Here is a 19949-nt window from a genome sequence, read left to right as displayed (position 1 = left end):
ACCTTGCGGCCCGCCCATTTCGTCAAGTTGACCAGTTCAAGCTGCTCGCCGACGCGGAGCTTGCGTTCGGCTTCCGGCATGCCGGCGAGCTCGAGGCCGAAGCCGACATTCTCGGCGACCGTGCGCCATGGCAGGAGAGCGAACTGCTGGAACACCATGGAGACGGTGTGCGTGCGCAGATCCCGCAGCGCCTTGGCATTGCATCTGTAAGGGTTGACGGGGCCGGTGGTCGTGGAGACGGCGACATCACCACGCACCACGGGAGCGAGCCCGTTGACGGCGCGCAGCAGCGTCGACTTGCCGGAGCCGGAMAGGCCCATCAGCACCAGGATCTCGCCTTCCTCGATCGTCAGCGAGGCATCGGCGACGCCGAGCACCAAGCCGGTGGCGGCGCCGATTTCGTCGCGCGATTTGCCCTGATCGACCATGGCAAGCGCGGTTTCCGGCCGATCGCCGAAGATGATGCTGACATTGTTAAAGCTTACCGCGGTCATGCACCGCCTCCTTCACCCGCCGTGCGGAACATCCGGTCGAGAATGATTGCCAGGATGACGATGCAGAAGCCCGCCTCGAAGCCCTTGGCGATATTGACGGTGTTCAGCGCACGGACGACGGGCACGCCAAGCCCGGGAGCGCCGACAAGGGCGGCGATGACAACCATCGACAGCGACAGCATGATGGTCTGGGTGAGACCCGCCATGATCTGCGGCGTGGCGTAGGGAAGCTCGATCTTGCGCAACACCTGTATCGGCGTCGCGCCGAAAGCGACGGCGGCTTCGACGAGGGACGGCGGCGTCGAGATGATGCCAAGGCGCGTCAGCCGGATCGGGGCGGGGATTGCGAAGATGACGGTGGCGATCAGGCCCGGCACCATGCCGAGGCCAAACAGGATGAGCGCCGGGATCAGGTAGACGAATGTCGGTATGGTCTGCATGAGATCGAGTACCGGGCGCATGGCAGCATAGATCCAAGGGCGGCGGGCGGCAGCAATCCCTAACGGAATGCCGATCACCATACAGACGAAGGTGGCGGCCAGCACGAGGGCGAGCGTCTCCGTCGTTTCCTTCCAATAGTCCTGGTTCACGATCAGCAGCAGCCCGAGACAGGTGAAGACGGCGACCGCGATCGAGCGGCGCAGCCAAAAGGCGATGGCGGTGATGGCCGCGATGACGATCAGCGGATGAGGCTTCTGCAGCACGAAGAGCAGGCCGTCTATGGCGCTCGACAGCAGGAAGGCGATCTGGTTGAAGAACCATTCGCCGTTCGAGGTCAGCCAGTCCACAAAGGATTTGGCCCAGGGGCCAACGGGAATCTTAAATTCGGTGATCCAATTCAAGGGCGCGCCCATCCAGAAAAACAACAATCGGACAAAAATGAAACGGGGCGGCGAGCCGCCCCGTTCGTATCATCAGAGGCCGAGGCCGGTCTTGGCGGCGGCGAGAGCGTCGCCCTTGCCATCGCGGGTCTTGACGCCCGCGAGCCAGGGCTCGAGTGCTGTGGGGTTCGCCTTCAGCCATTCGGAAGCTGCAGCCTCCGGCTCTTTGCCGTCGTTCAGGATTTTGCCCATGATGTGGTTCTCCATGTCGAGGGAGAACGTCAGGTTCTTCAGCATCGTGCCGACATTCGGGCATTCGTCGAGATAACCGGCGCGGACATTGGTGAAGACCTTGGCGCCGCCGAAATCCGGACCGAAGATATCGTCACCGCCAGTCAGGTAGGTCAGCTTGAAGTTGGTGTTCATCGGATGGGGTTCCCAGCCGAGGAAGACAACGGGCTTGCCTGATTTGTCGGCGCGCGCGACCTGAGCGAGCATACCCTGCTCGGAGGACTCGACGACTTCCAATTCCTTCAGGCCAAAGGTGTTCTTTTCGATCATGTCCATGACGAGGCGGTTGCCATCATTGCCGGGCTCGATGCCATAGATCTTGCCATCCAGCTCGTCCTTATGAGCGGCGATGTCCTTGAAGTCCTTGATGCCAAGCTCGGCGCCCTTGGCGTTGGTGGCGAGCGTATACTTGGCGCCGACGAGGTTGGGGCCGAAGGATTCGACCGACTTGTCGTCGAGATAGGGCCGGACGTCCTTTTCCTGTGTCGGCATCCAGTTGCCGAGGAAGATGTCGATGTCCTTGTTCTTCAGCGAGGTGTAGGTGACCGGCACCGAGAGAACCTTGATGTCGGTCTGATAGCCGATGCTCTTCAGGACGACGGATGCGGTGGCGGTGGTAGCGGTGATATCCGTCCAGCCGACGTCCGAGAAATGAACGGTGGAGCAGCTGTCGGGATCGGCGGCGAAGGCGGCGGTCGCGACGGAGAGGGCGGCGACGGCAGTTGCGGTAACGAGTTTGAACGTGCTTGTTGTTTTCATTTTAGACTCCCAGTCTTTAAGTTCCCAAGCCAACCATCAATAGCCGAGTTTGACAAGCGACCTCAGTGCGTTTGCGTCGTATCGACCCATGCGATTGCGACGTCGGTGGATTTTTTCGCGACGCCTTAGTTTCTGGGCTTTTGGCGGTTTTTGAGCGTGGATTCCTGTGATTATCGCCGTCACGGGGCTTTTCTTTGCCATTCCAAGCTTTCAATAAGCCGATTAAGGAGAAATCGGATGGCAAAACTCTATTTCAACTACTCGACGATGAACGCCGGCAAGTCGACGATGCTGCTGCAGGCCTCCTATAATTACCAGGAGCGCGGCATGCGGACGGTGCAGTTGATCGCCGCTTTCGACGAGCGCGCGGGCCGAGGCGTCATCGGCTCGCGGATCGGCTTGGAGGCGAGCGCCATTCCCTTCGAGCCGCACGAGGATCTGTTCCGGTTGGTTGGGACGCTGAGCGGCGAAGGAGCACCGATTTCCTGCATCTTCGTCGACGAGGCGCATTTCATGACGCCTGTCCATGTCTGGCAGCTTGCCCGCGTCGTCGACAGGCTCGGAATCCCTGTGATGGTCTACGGGCTGAGAACCGATTTCCAGGGCAAGCTGTTTCCGGCCTCGCAGGAACTGCTGGCGATCGCCGACGAAATGCGCGAAGTGCGCACGATCTGCCATTGCGGGCGCAAGGCGACGATGGTTGTGCGGCTCGACGGAGAAGGAAAAGTGTTGCACGAAGGCGCCCAGATCGATGTCGGCGGCAACGAGAAATATGTCTCGCTCTGCCGCAGGCATTGGGACGACGCGATGAACGGTGCCTGGATCGCCGAGCCGGTCTGAAGCCGGCGACGCCGCCTGTTTTCTTTGGCGCCGCAAGCGACTAGCTTGGGGTCAGGAGATTCCCTGGAGAGATCAGGTGCGCAAACCCCCGCCATTCGACAGCCAGTACGAAGCCGCCGACAGCCTTGCCGAGAGGATTGCGGCCGAGGGGTCCTATTGCGTGGCCGCGATCGGCGCCTTCGGCGGCGACGAAACACGGTCGGCCGACGAGGTCTTCCTCGAGCAGAATGCCCGCTTCCAAGCACATATCGCCGATGCTGCGACGCTTGACGCCCAACTGGCCGAGCTGGTTTTTTCCCTCGACCGGCTGACGGCCGAGGTTTCTGCCGATCTCGATAGTTTCCGGGGGCTGACGCCGCGTGAGAAGATGGCCGGCTGGGTGTCGCGCCAGCGGATGTGGCGCATGTATACGGAACGCGTGCGCGAGGCGCCGGTCATCGAACGGCTGCTCGACCTTCTGACGAAATCGGACGCGCTCGCCAGGCTGATCGCCGGCCAGCGCGCCGCGCTCACCGAACGGCACAGGGCAGCCGAACTCAACCTCGTCGACATCGTCGAGCAAAGGCGCCGACTGGTCGTTTCCATCGATATCGCCCGTCTCAAGATGAAGGAGCTCAATGCCAAGGCGCTGACGACGCAAGGCCGTATCGGCGTCTATGGTAACAGGGCGCACTGGGAGCAGATGGAGGCGGAGCGGCGGGCGCTGAAGGCGGAAGCCGAGCGGATTTCCGCCGGGGAACACGAGATGCGCGACGACAGCCAGCGGCGTGAGCGCTTCATCGGCCTGTTCCAGGCTTTTGTCGATTCGCTGAATGGTCGGATCGCTGCCTGCAACCTGCTGCTGCGCAAGCTGTTGATCGACGTAGAGGAGCGGCTGATCATCTACCAGGCGCAGGTCGATACCGACCGGCCAGGCATGAAGGTGAGGATCAAGCCGGAACTCTTTCCTGATATCGCTGCGCCGATCAGGCTGTTCGAGAAGGGCATGCTGGTCGCCCAGGATCTGGAGCGGCGCAAGAGCCGTGTCGATCTCGAATTCGCCAGAAGGTTCCCGACCTATGCCGAACTGCCGCCGGAAACATCGGGAGCACCTCTGATCGACACAGCGCGCAGGTCCTTCCGTTTCAGCCTGCCTTTCCTGCGCTCCTGACCCACAGGCGCAGACAATACCCCTCTTCCCAATGCTTTCATTCCGGAAAATCGAAGGGCTCGTGTTGTGCTCGGCCCATCGAGCGCATATGTGGGATGCAGCGGGGCGGCAATGTCCCGATGTTCGCCTCGCCTGACAGGAGACGACGATGCTTGACCGGATAGCCGGTTTTTTCAGGCTGATCGGCCAGATGATCGGCCGCTGGGCCCGCCTGTTTTCCGCCTGGGCCTTCTGGCCCTTTCTTGCCGCGCACGGCTGGTATCAGCGCCGGAGCTGGATGATCCGGTTGCCGGTCATCGCGTTCGTGGCGCTGCTGGTCGCGCTCTACGGCTATTTTTTCTGGGAGACGCAGGTCTGGTCGAATTTTAACACCGCCTTTGTCGACCAATATCGGCTTTCGGAGCGCAAGGTCGCCGCCGGGCAGGATGTGCCGGTCGCCGAGGGCGCCAATACGACGGCGCCGAAGACCTGCCAGCGCTCGGCGATCGTCGACGTCGCGGCCGACTTGACCGATTTCAATGTCAACCAGAACGCATGGATCTCCTCCATGGTGCTCTACAAGATGGGTTTCTTCGGCATCGACTGGGATCACACGCCCTTCCTCGACAACAAGGCGTCGTTCCAACGCGGCGTCAACCAGGCGGTCCGGCGAACCTCGGTGGAGCTTGTCGATACGCTCGGACGTGTGCGCGGCACATCGGGCATCAACAACGACCTGCAGAACGCACGTGGCAACCTGCAGTTCGACGAATATAGCTGGTATTTCGGGCTCAATCCCTTCGGGCCGAAGACGCCGACGCCTTCCTATTATCGCTCGGCGATCGGCAGCCTGCGCAAGTTCAACACCGATCTCGCCCTCTGCAACGCCATTTTCGACGGACGTGCCGACAATCTCGTCCAATTCATCGACCGCATCGCCAACGATCTCGGCGGCACCTCCGACATGCTCGCCGAGCGTTCGGAAAACCACAACCGTGGCTGGTTCGATACACGTGCCGACGACCGGTTCTGGTTCGCCTACGGCCAGCTCTACGGCTATTACGCGATCATGGCGGCGGCTCAGGCGGATTTCTCGCAGGTGGTGGCGGAACGCAATCTCGGAGCGATCTGGGGCGGGACCATGCGGCAGTTCCAGTCGGCGCTGCGCATTCAGCCGGCGATCATCTCGAACGGGCGTGAGGATGGCTGGATCATGCCGAGCCATCTCGCCACGATGGGCTTCTATATTCTGAGGGTGCGCTCGAACCTCGTCGAGATCCGTTCAGTGCTCGACCGCTAAAGCGCGTCGCGATCTTTCAGTCGCTCCTCGCGCTTTGGCTCTTTGATTTTACGCATGTCGGTGTCGCGCGACATGCTTTGGATCCTGCGCGTCCAGCAGGACGCGCTATCGTTGTTGAATCAGCGGGGTATCGTGTTGTCCTCGAAGCCGACGACGCGCAGTCTTTCGACGAATTCATAGGTGACGCCGACGATGCCGCCGCCGCTTTCATCGTCACGGAAGCGGCCGACGCTGCGCACCAGCTTATAGCCGCCAAGCCGATTGTCGACGCGATAGACGAAATGGAAGCCGACGCCGTGAAGGCTTGCTTCTTCGAAGGTTTGGGCGATCAGGCTGCGGTCTTCCTCGTGGATGCGCGACATCAGCTCTGTCAGGTTGACAGGGCCGTCGCTGTAAGGGAGGCCGAAGATCGCGTGGACATCCTCGCTTGCAAAGAAATGTCCTGTCTCGATGTCGATGCGCCAAAAGCCAAAAAGACGGTAGGCAGCGAGCATCTGGACGACGTCCGCATCGGTAATGCCGATGTGGGCGCGGGATTGTTCTGTCTTGTCAATGACGGGCTGTTCGAAGTGAAGAGGCACGATTCCCCCAGATCACGGGACGACGTGCCGACTCTCTTCCGATTCCTCAGTTGATCAGCTTCAATCGAATTGCCTTAGCTACCAACTGGGTGCGGTTGACGCAATCGAGTTTTTTGATCGCATTCGTCATATAGGCGTTCACCGTATGGTCCGAGAGCGTCAGGATCTGGCCGATTTCGATCGAGGTCTTGCCCTGGGCCGTCCATCGCACAACTTCTAGTTCTCGGTTCGATAGCGCGGTATGCGCGCATTCCTCGTTGCGCTTGACTGCATTGTATGCATCGAGTGCATGGAGAATGATCATTACCAGCTCGTTGATCTCGCTCTGGCCGAGTGCGGTGCGCTCGCCGCAGAACCAAAAGACCAGGCGCTGGCCGTCGGCTGCGATGGTCGGCATGGCAACGCCTGCCGGTATGGCATGGCGCAACATCAGGGCGCGCAGTTCGGCGGGAAAGGCCTGACCACTGACGGCGTCGTTGAGGTGCCAAGCCGGCGGCACAGCGGACTGCCTCAGCCTTAGGCCGAAAGGGCAGCCGCGCATCATGTGGGCGCGGTCGAAATCCCTGACATAGGCGGCCGGAAGCGAGCTCTCGATCAGCAGAGGTTTCAAGAGAAGGTCTTCGGGGGAGGGGGCGTGCATCAGCGTCGCATGCGACAATCCGAAGGCTGTGGAAACCCTGCCGAGCGCCTGCGCAAAAAGGCTGCGCGTTCGAGCGGTCGCAAGCTCTGCCGAAAGCAATGACTGTCTTTCAGAGGTAGTCATGTAAGACATTTGTACGCCTCCGGCAGCCTCAATGTTACCGCTATCAAACACAGAAAATCTGCAGGATGCTAGCCCCAATTAACTTAAGGCAGGCCGATTCATTCAAATTGTGAGAAATTAGCCACGGGAGATCGCGCTCTGATTGAGTTTCGACTTGCAAAGATAACGTTGCGGTATCTTGAGGCGCTTCGTGACGGCATAGCTATGGCCTCACGCAGCAGGGCAGGCGGAGAATCACCTGAGTGAGTTCGATGAGAACTCCGGTCTTCTCGCACCGGCGTAAAGGCGATGGACCGGTCCACCTGCAGCGCTTTGCGCTGGAGCAGATGAACTGCGTGAACACTGCCGCAGCGGGGCGCCATGTAAGCCGGATTGCGAATGAGAGAACAAGCCTAAGAGGGCCGCAGCGGGCGTCGAAATCCGGCTTGCTGGTGTTCAATCCAATTGCTAAGCGTATGTTCAGTACAACTGAGGCAATTTAATCGTGCGCTTTGCAGTTTCCTTTTTGGTGAAGTGTCTATTTTCCAGATCATTACTTGTTTTTCTCCTTTTGACCTTACCGATCGGAGCGGTAACCTCGCAGGCTGCCGAGAAGAAGAAGGCAGCACAGCCGCCCATGAACTTCATCCTCGTGCGTAGTTTTCTCTGCCAGGAAAACTGTCCGGAATGGATATCGGCGGAGGGACGCATAACGTCCGATACCCCCGCGCGGCTGAGAAAAATTCTCAAGAAGATCGGCGGCCGGAAGTTGCCTGTCGTCTTCCGTTCGGAGGGTGGCGATGTCGATGCCGCCTATGCGATGGGCCGGATAATTCGCAAGGCCGGGCTGGAAACGGCGGTAGGCGGTACGCGGCTGAAGGGGTGCCCCGTTGGGGATACGACCTGCGAAGCCGCTATTGCGAAGGACGGTGTCTCGGGCGGCTACACTTATTCTGCTGGTGCATACTGTCTTTCCGCCTGTCCGCTGGCGTTAGCGGGCGGTGCGTCGCGTGTCTCGTCGCAATGGGCCTTTATCGGCGTCCACCAGATCACGACCGTCTACAACAAGGTGCGTGTTTCCTATCGCATCGAATACAAGATCGTGAACGGCAAGAAGAAGGAAATCTCCCGCAAGGAGGTTGGGCGCAAGGTGGCGGGGCAGAGCAGTTCCACCAAGCTTGGAAAGAAGGCTACCGCTGCCTTGACGGCCTATTTGAAAGAAATGGGCGTCAGCGAAGATGTGATCGGTCTGATGATGAGCGCCACGCCTGACAACATCAATATCGTACCGGCTGCAGAGGCACTTCGAACAGGTCTCATCACGGACATGCTGTCTTACAATGAGTGGCCCGGCATGCCGCTCTGCGCGCCGGATGCAGCGGCCGAAGCTGTGTGTCACGGCCATCCGGTAGCCGAAGCGCCCGTGGCGGCTAAGGCGCCTGTATCTGAGACGCCGGTGTTTGAGTCGCCCGTGCAGGATGCGGCCGCAGACATAAGCGAGAGACTGCCGAGAACCCGACCGATGGACTTTCTCCTGATGTACAATGGCAATTGCCAGGAGGAGTGCACGCAGTGGATTTCCGCGGATGGAGACATCACGCCGGACACGCCGGCTCGGCTGAAGGCGATGTTGACGACGCTCGGCGAAAGAAAGCTGCCGGTCGTCCTTCAGTCTAATGGCGGGGACATGGATGCGGCTTTCGCGATGGGGCGTATGATCCGTGCGGCAGGTCTGGAGACATCAATTGGCAGAACGCAATTGCCGAATTGTCCTAAGCTGGATCCGCGTTGCATAGCCAGCATCGCCAAAAGCGGACCGACCGAGGGTGAAGTCTTTGCCGGCCGTGCGTACTGCCTTTCGACCTGTACTGTTGTCTTGACGAGCGGAACGCCGCGGATTGTCGGATATTCCGCTATCGGCCTCGTCAGACCCACGGCGGCTGAATATACGAAATTCTTCGCCTACTTCGACGAGATGGGCGTCAGGGCCGAGACATACGAGACCATGATGCTTGCGACATCAATTGAGCAACGGAAAATACTTCGTTCTCAGGCGCTCGATCTCGGCATCATCAATGGGATCATCCCTTATGATGAGGAGCCCGGTTATCACCTGTGTGGGCCGGATGCCAAGGAAAGCCTTCGATGCCCCAGAAAAGCTGAAGCAGAGACCGTTCCTGCTGCTGCTTCGGTCAATTGATATCGGGACGCGAAAGAGCATAGCGCGGCGTTTTGCGTCGGGCAGCTGCTTGTTCACCCGCTCAAAGGGCCCCTGTGCCGTCCTCTAAGCCTTATCCTTCAAATCGTTCTTTGACGTGACGCTCATGAGCTTCTCCAGGAAGCCGAGCATGACGGCGGAGGCGACGAAGGCGAGGTGCATCAGCGTGAGCCACATGATCTTGCCGTCCTCGTATTGGTCGGCGTTGAGAAAGACCTGCAGCAAGTGGATGGAGGAGATGGCGACGATCGAGGAGGCGACCTTGATCTTGAGGCTGCCTGAATCGAGCTTGCCGAGGAAGGAGACCTCGTTGTCGGCCTCGCTGGCCTCGTCGAAGCGGCTGACGAAATTCTCGTAACCCGAGATCATCACCATGACGATCAGGCTGGCGACGAGGGCCGCATCGATCAGGCTGAGCATGGCAAGGATCATCTCCGCCTCGTCGAGGGCGAAGACGCCGGAAGCGATCTTCAGGAGCTTGTAGCCGAAGGAAACCGCGTAGACGGCGAGCGCCGCTACCAGGCCGATATAGAAGGCGACGAGGATCCAGCGGCTCGACAGGATGATGCGCTCGATGATGAGTTCCAGTGCTTTCATGTCTTCACCCTGTAAAACCGCGATCGTTGCCCGCCACATAAACATCCGGCGTGGCGGCCGCAAGGCGCGGCGCTATTCACACCCCGCCGATATTTCGCTATCCCGATAAAGAGAGAACAAATAACTCCGCGTCTGCGGAGGTCGGGACGGGGAACATTCATGCCATCCATCAAATCCGATATCGAGATCGCGCGCGCCGCAGCCAAGAAGCCGATTTTCGAGATCGGGGCGAAGCTCGGCATTCCGGTCGAGCAGCTCGCTCCCTATGGTCACGACAAGGCAAAGGTCAGCGCCGAGTTCATCGCCGCGCAGACAGGCAAGAAGGACGGCAAGCTGATCCTCGTCACCGCGATCAATCCGACGCCGGCGGGCGAGGGCAAGACGACGACCACCGTCGGGCTCGGCGACGGGCTGAACCGGATCGGCAAAAAGGCGATTGTCTGCATTCGTGAGGCTTCTCTCGGCCCCTGCTTCGGCGTCAAGGGCGGGGCGGCCGGCGGCGGTTACGCGCAGGTCGTGCCGATGGAAGACATCAACCTGCATTTCACCGGCGACTTCCATGCGATCACCTCGGCGCACAATCTGCTGGCGGCGATGGTCGATAACCACATCTACTGGGGCAACGAAGAGAATATCGACATCCGCCGCATCACCTGGCGGCGGGTCATGGACATGAACGACCGGGCACTCCGCAGCATGGTCTCTTCGCTCGGCGGCGTTGCCAACGGCTTTCCGCGCCAGGGCGGCTTCGACATCACCGTCGCCTCCGAGGTGATGGCGATCCTCTGCCTTGCCACCGATCTCAAGGATCTGGAGCGGCGGCTCGGCGACATCATCATCGGCTATCGTTTCGACCGGACGCCGGTGCATGCGCGCGATCTGAAAGCCGACGGCGCCATGGCGGTGCTGTTGAAAGATGCGATGCAGCCGAACCTGGTACAGACGCTGGAGAACAATCCGGCCTTCGTGCATGGCGGGCCCTTCGCCAACATCGCCCATGGCTGCAATTCGGTAACGGCGACAAAGACGGCGCTGAAGCTCGGCGACTATGTGGTGACGGAAGCAGGCTTCGGCGCCGATCTCGGAGCCGAGAAATTCTTCGACATCAAATGCCGCAAGGCCGGGCTGAAGCCGGATGCGGCGGTCATCGTCGCGACCGTCCGGGCGCTGAAGATGAATGGCGGGGTGAAGAAGGAAGATCTCGGCACGGAGGATGTCATAGCGCTGAAGAAGGGCTGCGCCAATCTTGGCCGGCACGTCGCCAATGTGCGCCGTTTCGGCGTGCCCGTCGTCGTGGCGATCAACCATTTCGTCTCGGATACCGACGCCGAGATCGCGGCAGTCAAGGAATTTGTCTCGAGACTGGGCGCCGAGGCGATCCTCTGCCGCCACTGGGCGCTGGGTTCGGCCGGCATCGAGGACCTGGCGCACAAGGTGGTCGAAATGGCCGAATCCGGGCAGGCGAAATTCCAGCCGCTCTACGGCGACGATCTTTCGCTGTTCGAGAAGATCGAGATCGTCGCCTCGAAGATCTATCACGCCGGCGAGGTGACTGCCGACAAGGCGGTGCGCGACCAGTTGCAGACATGGGAAGAGCAGGGTTACGGCAATCTGCCGATCTGCATGGCGAAGACGCAATATTCCTTCTCGACCGATCCGAACCTGCGCGGCGCGCCGGAAGGCCACATCGTCACCGTGCGGGAAGTGCGGCTTTCGGCGGGAGCCGGCTTCGTCGTCGCCATCACCGGCGAAATCATGACAATGCCCGGCCTGCCAAAATCGCCGTCGGCGGAACGGATTTTCCTCAACGATCAAGGTTATATCGAGGGATTGTTCTGATCCTGGGAGCGCTGGACGGGCCGTTCGGCCAGACGACGCTGGCGCTTCTCAAAGTCCGGATCGATGAACAGCCAGATGAAAAGCCTTTCCAGAGGGGCGGAAAACAGCATTCCGATGACAAGGAACCAAGGCAGTTCGCCGGTAACCGATCCAATGGCGACGAAAAAGAGAGCGGCAATGAGGTATGCGATGATCTTCATTCGCCGCCAACCCTTGTCTTTGCTTTTGCATCTTTGATTTGGATATTTCACGGCCTGATTCAAGCGTGGATTGCAGGCTTTTGAGATAATTATGTCCTCTGCTCACAAACTGCAACTTCAGGTTTCAGATGGATCCGCCATAGATGGGCCGTTGAGGTATTTGCAGAAGCTCCAACGACCGCCATGCCCATCATGCTCGTTCAACGTACAGTTCTCGGCCAAAGCCAAACTGGCAGGCCGCGATGCGTTTGCAGAACCCAGATGCTACATGAGTTAGATTTCTTCTGGAGGTTGTAAAATGAGAGACTGAACAGGTTTTGGCGGCGTGCTATGATTGAGGCCGCATTCACGACAACACGCCTAGAGATGACCGAGGACCGGGAGGCAGGGGTCCTGTCGTTGAGGCAGATCAAAGGATGCCCCGTCAGGCGATGTCAGTATGACGCGGAAGAAAAAGGGGGGAACGATGAAAAACACATCAGTGAAGCTGATTCTTGCCGGGCTCGTCAGTCTGGGCTTTCCCTTGGCGACCGCAGCCCAGGAGGCCACGGATATCGGCGCGCTCGATAAGGCCACCGCCAATAGGGCGTTTGCCAGCAAGCCGGCCTATTCGCCCTATGCAGGGCGTAACTTTCCGACCCGGCCGTTTTTCGGCGACACTCATTTACACACCGGAGCGTCGTTTGATGCCGGGGCATTCGGTGCGAGGCTGACGCCCCGCGATGCATATCGCTTCGCGCGCGGTGAGGAAATCATGGCGTCGAGCGGCCAACCGGCCAAGCTGTCGCGGCCACTCGATTTCCTGGTGGTCGCAGACCATTCCGATAATATGGGCATGTTTCCTGATCTTTTTGCTGGCAAGCCGGATGTTATCGCCGATCCGCAGGCCAAGACTTGGTACGATATGATCAAGTCGGGTGACGGCGGCACGGCAGCACTGGAGATCATCTTCAGCTTCGGCAAGGGAACGCTTCCTAAGTCGATGATCTATGGCCCGGAGACGCGTCCCTACAAGACAGCGTGGCAGGATACGGTAAAAGCCGCCGAAGAGTACAACGATCCCCGCCGATTCACCGCCTTTATCGGCTACGAGTGGACCTCGAACACTGCAGGAAACAATCTGCATCGCAATGTGATCTTCCGCGACAACGGCGACAAGGCGGATCAGGTCGTTCCCTACACGACCCTGAAGCCGTTGGGCAGTGACAACCCCCGCGACCTGTGGAAATGGATGCAGGCGTATGAAGAGAAGACAGGCGGCAATGTGCTGGCGATCGCCCATAACGGCAACCTGTCTAACGGTCGCATGTTTCCGATGATCGAGTCATTCACTGGCAAGCCGGTCGACAAAGAATATGTCGAGGAGCGTGCAAAGTGGGAACGTCTCTACGAGACAAGCCAGACGAAGGGTACCGGTGAGGCCCATCCCACTCTGTCTCCAAACGACGAGTTCGCCGATTTCGAGATCTGGGATTTCGGCAATCTCGATGCCAGCGTCCCCAAAACTCCGGATATGCTCGAGTTCGAATATACGCGGTCCGCATTGCGAAATGGCCTCAAGCTCGAAGCGCAGCTTGGCACGAATCCGTATAAGTTCGGCTTGGTCGGCAGTTCCGATGCGCATACAGGACTTGCGGCCATGGAGGAGGAAAACTTCTTCGGCAAGACGACGCCGCAAGAGCCAAGCCCGGAGCGTCTCACGGCGACTTTCGTAAAAAATCCTAAAACGAATATCATGGTCATGGATTGGGAAGTGGGCGCGTCGGGTTATRCCGCCGTCTGGGCGATGGAAAATACCCGAGAGTCGATCTGGGATGCGATGCAGCGCAAGGAGACTTACGCCACTACTGGACCACGCATGACCGTGCGCTTCTTTGGCGGCTGGGACTTCGAGCCAGCCGATGCCCAGAGCCGCAATCCCGGCGCTGTCGGATATAGCAAGGGCGTGCCTATGGGCGGCGACCTCACTACCGCCCCGGAAGGCAGGGCGCCGACATTCCTCGTCGCTGCGCTGAGGGATCCGATCGGGGCCAATCTCGACCGCTACCAGATTGTGAAGGGCTGGCTCGACGAGAACGGCGAGACCCACGAAGAAGTTTACGACGTTGTCTGGGGCGGCGACCGCAAGCCGGGCGCCGACGGCAAGGTGCCGCCGGTCGGCAACACTGTGGACATCGGGAATGCCAATTGGACCAATACCATCGGCGCACCGGAATTGATCGCGGTCTGGAAGGATCCGGGCTTCGATCCGAAGCAGAAGGCCTTCTATTACGGGCGCGTCATTGAGATTCCGACACCGCGCTGGACCGCCTATGACGCCAAGCGGTTCGGCGTCAAGCCGCTGGAGGGGACGCGGATGACCGTAACCGAACGCGCTTACACCTCGCCGATCTGGTATACGCCTTGATGTAAGGGCATTTTTTCACGATGCCGGCGGCTATGTGGGCCGCCGAACCTTTCGGGCCCATTCACTCCGTAAACGAGCAAGTGCGATGGTGTTGAAGAGTGTTTTGAGGGAGCCGCTGGTCCACTTCCTGCTGTTCGCGCTACTAATTTTCGCGGCCTACCGGGCAATCGGCACCGACGCGAAAGACAGGCCGGACAGCATCGTGGTAACGGCACCGAAGATCGAGCAGATGGCCATCCTGTTCACCAAGACCTGGCAGCGTTCACCGACTGCGGAAGAACTCAAGGGCCTCATCGACGACTATGTGAAGGAGGAGATCCTCGTTCGTCAGGCGCTTGCGCTTGGGCTCGACAAGGACGACACGGTTGTTCGTCGCCGCTTGCGCCAGAAGATGGAGTTCCTGAACGTCGCGGACGCCGATGCGCTCGGTGCCACCGATGCTGAACTGGAGGCCTATCTGGCGGCCAATCCGAGGGCGTTCGATGTCGATGCGAAGCTGGCATTCCAACAGATCTTCCTCAACCGGGAGCGGCGTGGCGAGACAGTCGCACGGGACGCAACCTCCAACCTGCAGGTACTGCTGACCAATCCTGCGGTAGATTACACATCGCTCGGTGATGCCACTATGCTTCCGTCCGATCTGCCACTTACCGACAAGACATCGATCGCTCAGACTTTCGGGATGGATTTCGCCGAGGCACTCGACAAGGCTCCTGTGGGGCAGTGGACAGGTCCCGTCCTTTCGAGCTTTGGATTTCATCTCGTCCGGGTGGTGGAACGCAAGCCAGGCCGAGTGCCGAGCCTCGACGAGGTGCGCGACGCCGTGACGCGCGAGTGGATCAATGCAAAACGGAGGAAACTCGATGACCAACGTTTTGCGGAGCTTCTTAAAGGGTATGTCGTGCGCATCGAGAGCCTGACCGACGCGAAAACCAGCCCATGATGCGGCTCGGAGCCCTACTGGGCCTACTCCTCCTGGTATTTCTAAGCGAGCCGGGATACGGCCATGAAATTCGGCCAGCTTATCTCGATATGCGGGAAACCGCCCCGAACGAGTTCGCGGTCGTCTGGAAGATCCCGGCGCAAGGCGAGATGCGGCTCAGCCTTTACGCACGCCTGCCGGTTTCGTGCAGGGAGAAGGCCAGGCGCACGAAGTCGATCGAAGGTGGCGCATATATCGAGCGATGGACGGTCACCTGCGCAGGCGGGTTGAAAGGTGGCGAAATCGGTATCAACGGGCTGCAGTCAACCATGACCGATGCCCTGGTCCGCATCGAATACGCGCGCGGCAATAAGGAGATTGCCCGTCTCAAGCCGGAAATGCCATCCTTCGCCGCAGCCGGCGCGCAAACCAGCATCGAGGTGGCGAAAACCTATTTCCTGCTGGGGGTCGACCACATCCTTTCCGGCATCGATCATCTGCTTTTCGTTTTTGCTCTCATCCTGCTCATTCGGGATCGATGGATGCTGATGAAGACGATCACGGCCTTCACCGTCGCTCACAGCATCACTCTGGCTGGAGCGTCGCTTGGATATTTCAGTCTGCCGCAGAGGCCAGTAGAAGCAACGATTGCCCTCAGCATAGCGTTTGTCGCCAGCGAACTGATCAAGATCAGGCCTGGCGAAAGGCGACTTTCCGAGAGCTATCCGTGGGTCGTGGCTTTCGCGTTCGGGCTGCTGCATGGTTTCGGCTTTGCTGGCGCTCTCAAGGAGATCGGTCTGCCGCAATCGGATGTGCCGCTCGGCCTTCTGACATTCAACCTTGGCGTCGAGGCGGGACAGCTGATCTTCGTGGCCGCAGTGCTGATCCTGTTCAAGGTGGCGGGCGCCTTGAGCACAATACGGCCCACGCTGGCACGTCAGGGGGCAGCCTACATCGTGGGCACCGCCGCGATGTTCTGGCTGGTCCAAAGGATCGCAAGCCTGGCGGCTTGAAACCGCGATCCACCGGAAAGTCTGCTTCACGCGCCGTAAGCGGAAGTCGGGGTGCTGAGCGGCAATGTCGCATCTGGAGGCCAAGCAGATTGCGCTTGGCCTTTCGGCCTGCCGAGAAGGATCATGCGATACGCAAGCTCGCCGCCATCCGGCTTTGCTTTCAGCATTATGCTTTAGTGACAATAACGATAGTTGCCCTTCCTCTCGATGACGTCGAGATGGAAATGCGTTTCGTGGGCGGCGTCGCTTTCCGGGTCGAGGACGGTGGTGAAGTAGAGGCAGCCGGCGGCGCTGACGGTGCGCTGGAAGGCGCCGGTGAGCGTCGGATCCTCGCGACGGGAGCGGACGGCGACATCTTCGCCCTTTTCGAAATGGAAGCTCGCAATGTCGATGGCGTTGCCGCGGGCATGTTCGGAGATCTTGCCCGTTTCGGCGCCGTTGCGCAGGCGGCACATATAGGACGTTGCCTGGTTGACGGTGGTGATGCGGCCCTGCTCCGGCAGGGCGGCGGAGGCCGCCGGGATGACGCTCTCCTTCATCCAGCGGGCAAGGGCAAGTGCTGCCGGGCAGCGGATCGTCGCCTCCGGCTTCAGCTTGATGCCGGGCAGTGCTTCGGAGACGATGATCGGCTTGTCGATGCCGCAGCCATTGCCGTCGTCGATGCGTGGCGTGTCCTTGAAGACGACGCCCAGGGCCTGAAGCGCAGCCGTGCACTCGGCGTGTTCGGCATCGCTTTCGGGCTCGATCGTCAGATGCTGTTCCTCAAGTGTTTGTGCGGCGGGGGGCTTGTTCTCCTCCGTCGGACCCTGCGGGTTTTCCTTCCCTGGGGGAAGTGGCGGACCCTGCATTGGTTTGGCGGGTTCGGTTTTCGGTGTCGCCGTTTCGTTCGGCGTCGATGTCTCTGGTTTTTGGGTCTCTGGTTTTTGATTGTCGGGCTTCGGTTCAGGAGTGGGCATTTCTGCGGCCGGCGGCGGTTGTGTGCCTCCGGCATTTGAATCGGGGGTGGGTGCGGAACTGCCCTCGATATCCGGCCTTTGTTGTGGCAGAGGGCCGTGAACGGGCAGGCGGGCACCGGCAAGAACGGCGGTTGCGGCGAGAAGGATCGCCAGTATCGCAAGTTTTCTCAACGCATCCGATTCCCTGGTGTCGATAGCTAGGGATAACGCAAGCGGGCGGATTTCGTTGCAATTTCGCAACGTCGGGAGAGATCATTAAAACTTGATAATTTTATTCAACATAAGTCGCTGGTTTATGTTGACAATACTTCTCATGTTTTTTATGCGGCAAAAAGAAGGCGGAATTCTGCATCGTCTTCATCCGCAAAAGCCCAGCCAGCCCATCGAGCGTTCGACGCGCCACGACCAGCCAGCCCGGTAATCATCATTAAGGGGTAGGTTATGATCGTCCGGCATTGGCGTTCGGTTCTATTGGTCTGCACGGCAGCCACAGTTGTTCTTCCTGTTTCGCAGTCTTTCGCGCAAAGCGCTCCGGCAACCACGCCGCAAGCGACCGCGGAGGACAGCACTGTTCTGCAGAAGATCGTCGTCAAGGGCAAACGCGTGGCGCCGGGCAGCGTCGCCGACACGCCGCTTGCGACCGAGATCACCGCCAAGACGCTGGAAGAAAAGCAGGTCACCAATTTTGACGATATCGGCCGCAGCGTCGATGCAGGTGTGAACTATTCACGCGGCGACGCGGGCTTCAACCTGCGCGGCCTTTCCGGCGCTCGCATCCTGACCACCATCGACGGCATTCCGATCCCGTATATTTCGAATAGTTCGCGCCAGGGCGCTTTCGCGCCGGCCAACGCCAATGGCGGCGGCGACACCTTCGATTTCGATTCGCTTTCCTCGCTCGATATTGTGCGAGGCGCGGATTCGAGCAAGGGTGGCTCGGGAATGCTCGGCGGCGCCATCGTTCTCAATACGCTCGAGCCGGAGGATCTTATTCCCGAAGGCCGTGATTGGGGTGCGATCGTCAAGTCGACATACGACAGCGAAGACCGCAGCATTTCCGGCTCGGTGGCGGCTGCCAAGAAGATCGGCAACACGTCGATCCTGTTTCAGGGCGGCTACCGCAAGGGCCATGAACGCGACAATATGGGTGACAATGACAGCTATGGCCGTCCTCGTACCGAGGCGGATCCCGCCGATTTCGACCAGCACAACCTGCTCTTCAAGCTGCGCCAGGAGCTCGAAGGTGGTCATCGCATCGGCCTGACGGCCGAACGCTTCCGGCGCGATCTCAAGACCGACCTGCGCGAGCTCCAGGGCGGCACTACGCCCCGCAACTTCCTGATCGACAATTATGACGGCCGCGAATTGCGCGACCGCGACCGAGTTTCTCTCGATTACGATTATGAGGCGCAGTCTTCCGACGCATTCTTCAGCAGTGCGCGAGCCACGCTTTACTGGTTGGATCTGAAGAAGGAAGCCGGCAGCAGAGGCCGTACGACTGCCAATGTGGCTTATGGCCGTAACAACCAGATAGAAAACGAAACCTGGGGCTTCCGCGGCACGGCGACGAAGGATTTCGAATATTCCGGTCTCAGCCATTCCGTTCGCGTTGGTCTCGACGTCGGCGTTTCGAGCTGGAGCCAGTATAGCTGGGCCCTTTGCCCGACGCCCACAACGTGCCCGGCGCTGAACAACCAGGCGGAAGTGCCCAATGTCGACAGCCAGAATCTTGGGCTGACCTTCGAAGACAAAATCGAAATCGGCAATACCGGCTTCGCGCTGACACCCGGCTTCCGCTTCGACTGGTTCAACTACAATCCCTCGACCGGCGGAAGTTTCGCAAGCAATACCGGGCTTACCCGTTTCGGGGACCTAAACGATCGGACGGAAGCCGGCCTGTCGCCGAAGATTCTTGCGACATACGAGCTGACGCCTGACGTGCAGATTTACGCACAGCTGGCAGTCGGTTTCCGTGCACCCACCGTGGACGAGCTCTACAGCCGCTTCTACAACCCGACGAGTCGTTATGCCCAGCTTGGCAATCCTGATCTGGAACCGGAAATCGGCCGCGGCGTCGAAATCGGCGCCAATTTCGACACGGGCGATTTTACCGGTCGGATTGCGGCTTTCCACACCCGCTACCAGAACTTTATCCAGACGGTGACGAGCGTCGACGCGACCGGCTTCACGACATTTAATTACACCAACGTGTCTGCGGCCACGATTTCGGGTGTTGAAGCCAGTGCCGTCAAGTCGTTCAACAACGGCATCAACCTGCATGCGTCGCTTGCCTATGCCTATGGCCGCAACGAGGATACAGGCAAATACTTGCGATCGGTTGCTCCCTTCAAGGCGATCATCGGCGGCGGTTGGAGCAACGACAACTACGGTTTCGATCTTTCCTCGACGCTTTCGGCAGCCATGCCTGACGACGATGTTGCGACCACATTCGATGCGCCCGGTTATGGTGTCGTCGATCTGACGGCATGGTGGACGCCGGAACAGTTGAAGGGTCTGCGGATCCAGGGAGGTGTCTACAACATCTTCGATCAGGAGCATTACAATGCGCTCGCCGTGCGCGACGTCAACCTGACCTCGGTGACGGCGTCGCAGCCGCAGGAGTGGTATTCGGAGCCGGGCCGTACGTTCAAGGTGTCGATCACCAAGACTTTCTGATCACGATCACCTCTTCAAGGCTGGGGAGGGGCGGCTTTCGGGCCGCCCTTTTTCATTCCCGCATTCGCCTCTTGCGCAATGGCTGATCTCAGGCTAACAATTTTTCCATGATCAAGTCCTTGAACATTGCAGTTTGGTGGTGGGTTCGCTAAGGCGGCCTCGAC

Annotated in this window: 17 protein-coding genes; 9 read left to right on the top strand and 8 right to left on the bottom strand. The window is 59.6% G+C overall.

Annotated elements, in window-relative coordinates:
• The 3 genes from AC1D1Z_RS03670 to AC1D1Z_RS03660 all read right to left on the bottom strand — a co-directional run.
• Positions 1-494 (bottom strand): ATP-binding cassette domain-containing protein (locus AC1D1Z_RS03670; RefSeq protein ID WP_477849533.1); only part of this gene is annotated, 494 nt, incomplete at its 3' end.
• Positions 491-1336: a choline ABC transporter permease subunit gene (gene choW / locus AC1D1Z_RS03665; protein ID WP_026242356.1), complete on the bottom strand. Its 846-nt coding sequence runs from the start codon at positions 1334-1336 to the stop codon at positions 491-493. The genes choW and AC1D1Z_RS03670, both read right to left, overlap by 4 nt.
• A gap of 72 nt (positions 1337-1408) precedes the next feature.
• The gene (locus AC1D1Z_RS03660) at positions 1409-2365 is read right to left on the bottom strand and encodes a choline ABC transporter substrate-binding protein (protein WP_018446721.1); all 957 of its coding nucleotides are present in this window, start codon (positions 2363-2365) and stop codon (positions 1409-1411) included.
• Positions 2366-2602: 237 nt separating this feature from the next.
• Here AC1D1Z_RS03660 and AC1D1Z_RS03655 point away from each other — a divergent pair, with 237 nt between their 5' ends.
• The 3 genes from AC1D1Z_RS03655 (at position 2603) to AC1D1Z_RS03645 (ending at position 5634) form a co-directional block, all read left to right on the top strand.
• Positions 2603-3205 carry a thymidine kinase gene (locus AC1D1Z_RS03655; protein WP_028732940.1) on the top strand — a complete coding sequence of 201 codons (603 nt, stop codon included), beginning with the start codon at positions 2603-2605 and terminating at the stop codon, positions 3203-3205.
• A 76-nt stretch (positions 3206-3281) separates the two neighbouring features.
• Positions 3282-4355 (top strand): hypothetical protein, encoded by a 1074-nt coding sequence (locus AC1D1Z_RS03650; protein WP_018446719.1) that lies wholly within the window; start codon positions 3282-3284, stop codon positions 4353-4355.
• A gap of 148 nt (positions 4356-4503) precedes the next feature.
• A complete protein-coding gene (locus AC1D1Z_RS03645) occupies positions 4504-5634 on the top strand; it encodes a DUF2333 family protein (protein ID WP_018446718.1) in 1131 nt (376 codons plus the stop codon).
• 119 nt (positions 5635-5753) lie between these two features.
• Here the strand turns inward: AC1D1Z_RS03645 and AC1D1Z_RS03640 are convergent, their stop codons facing one another.
• Together AC1D1Z_RS03640 and AC1D1Z_RS03635 are read right to left on the bottom strand one after the other, a co-directional pair.
• Complete coding sequence (locus tag AC1D1Z_RS03640) at positions 5754-6215, bottom strand: PAS domain-containing protein (protein WP_018243092.1); 462 nt, start codon at positions 6213-6215, stop codon at positions 5754-5756.
• Positions 6216-6261: 46 nt separating this feature from the next.
• Positions 6262-6987 carry a helix-turn-helix transcriptional regulator gene (locus AC1D1Z_RS03635; protein ID WP_018243091.1) on the bottom strand — a complete coding sequence of 242 codons (726 nt, stop codon included), beginning with the start codon at positions 6985-6987 and terminating at the stop codon, positions 6262-6264.
• Positions 6988-7462: 475 nt separating this feature from the next.
• On the opposite strand from AC1D1Z_RS03635, the gene AC1D1Z_RS03630 reads away from it, so the two are divergent.
• Positions 7463-9157 carry a hypothetical protein gene (locus AC1D1Z_RS03630; protein ID WP_130652851.1) on the top strand — a complete coding sequence of 565 codons (1695 nt, stop codon included), beginning with the start codon at positions 7463-7465 and terminating at the stop codon, positions 9155-9157.
• A gap of 84 nt (positions 9158-9241) precedes the next feature.
• Here AC1D1Z_RS03630 and AC1D1Z_RS03625 read toward each other — a convergent pair whose 3' ends face one another.
• Complete coding sequence (locus tag AC1D1Z_RS03625) at positions 9242-9772, bottom strand: TIGR00645 family protein (protein ID WP_018446715.1); 531 nt, start codon at positions 9770-9772, stop codon at positions 9242-9244.
• A 159-nt stretch (positions 9773-9931) separates the two neighbouring features.
• Here AC1D1Z_RS03625 and AC1D1Z_RS03620 point away from each other — a divergent pair, with 159 nt between their 5' ends.
• Positions 9932-11611, top strand: coding sequence for a formate--tetrahydrofolate ligase (locus tag AC1D1Z_RS03620; protein WP_130652850.1), 1680 nt, complete (start codon positions 9932-9934; stop codon positions 11609-11611).
• On the opposite strand, the gene AC1D1Z_RS03615 is transcribed toward AC1D1Z_RS03620, so the two are convergent.
• A complete protein-coding gene (locus AC1D1Z_RS03615; protein WP_047618638.1) occupies positions 11590-11811 on the bottom strand; it encodes a hypothetical protein in 222 nt (73 codons plus the stop codon). The genes AC1D1Z_RS03620 and AC1D1Z_RS03615 overlap by 22 nt on opposite strands.
• Positions 11812-12277: 466 nt before the next feature.
• On the opposite strand from AC1D1Z_RS03615, the gene AC1D1Z_RS03610 reads away from it, so the two are divergent.
• From AC1D1Z_RS03610 to AC1D1Z_RS03600, 3 genes are read left to right on the top strand one after another with little or no spacing between them, the layout of a single operon-like run.
• Positions 12278-14218 carry a DUF3604 domain-containing protein gene (locus AC1D1Z_RS03610; RefSeq protein ID WP_477849527.1) on the top strand — a complete coding sequence of 647 codons (1941 nt, stop codon included), beginning with the start codon at positions 12278-12280 and terminating at the stop codon, positions 14216-14218.
• 34 nt (positions 14219-14252) lie between these two features.
• Positions 14253-15161 (top strand): peptidyl-prolyl cis-trans isomerase, encoded by a 909-nt coding sequence (locus tag AC1D1Z_RS03605; RefSeq protein ID WP_245484561.1) that lies wholly within the window; start codon positions 14253-14255, stop codon positions 15159-15161.
• Positions 15158-16153, top strand: a complete 996-nt coding sequence (locus AC1D1Z_RS03600) for a HupE/UreJ family protein (RefSeq protein WP_130652848.1) — start codon at positions 15158-15160, stop codon at positions 16151-16153. The genes AC1D1Z_RS03605 and AC1D1Z_RS03600 overlap by 4 nt, the downstream gene beginning before the upstream one ends.
• 173 nt (positions 16154-16326) lie before the next feature.
• Here AC1D1Z_RS03600 and AC1D1Z_RS03595 read toward each other — a convergent pair whose 3' ends face one another.
• The gene (locus AC1D1Z_RS03595; RefSeq protein ID WP_130652847.1) at positions 16327-17280 is read right to left on the bottom strand and encodes an extensin-like domain-containing protein; all 954 of its coding nucleotides are present in this window, start codon (positions 17278-17280) and stop codon (positions 16327-16329) included.
• Between the two features lie 270 nt (positions 17281-17550).
• Between AC1D1Z_RS03595 and AC1D1Z_RS03590 the strand changes: the two genes are divergently transcribed.
• A complete protein-coding gene (locus AC1D1Z_RS03590; protein WP_130652846.1) occupies positions 17551-19785 on the top strand; it encodes a TonB-dependent hemoglobin/transferrin/lactoferrin family receptor in 2235 nt (744 codons plus the stop codon).
• Positions 19786-19949: the final 164 nt, after the last annotated feature.

This window comes from Rhizobium sp. P1_E1, assembly GCF_056406015.1.
The sequence above is the reverse complement of the archived record's forward strand: the minus strand, read 5'-3'. Positions and strand labels throughout refer to the sequence as shown.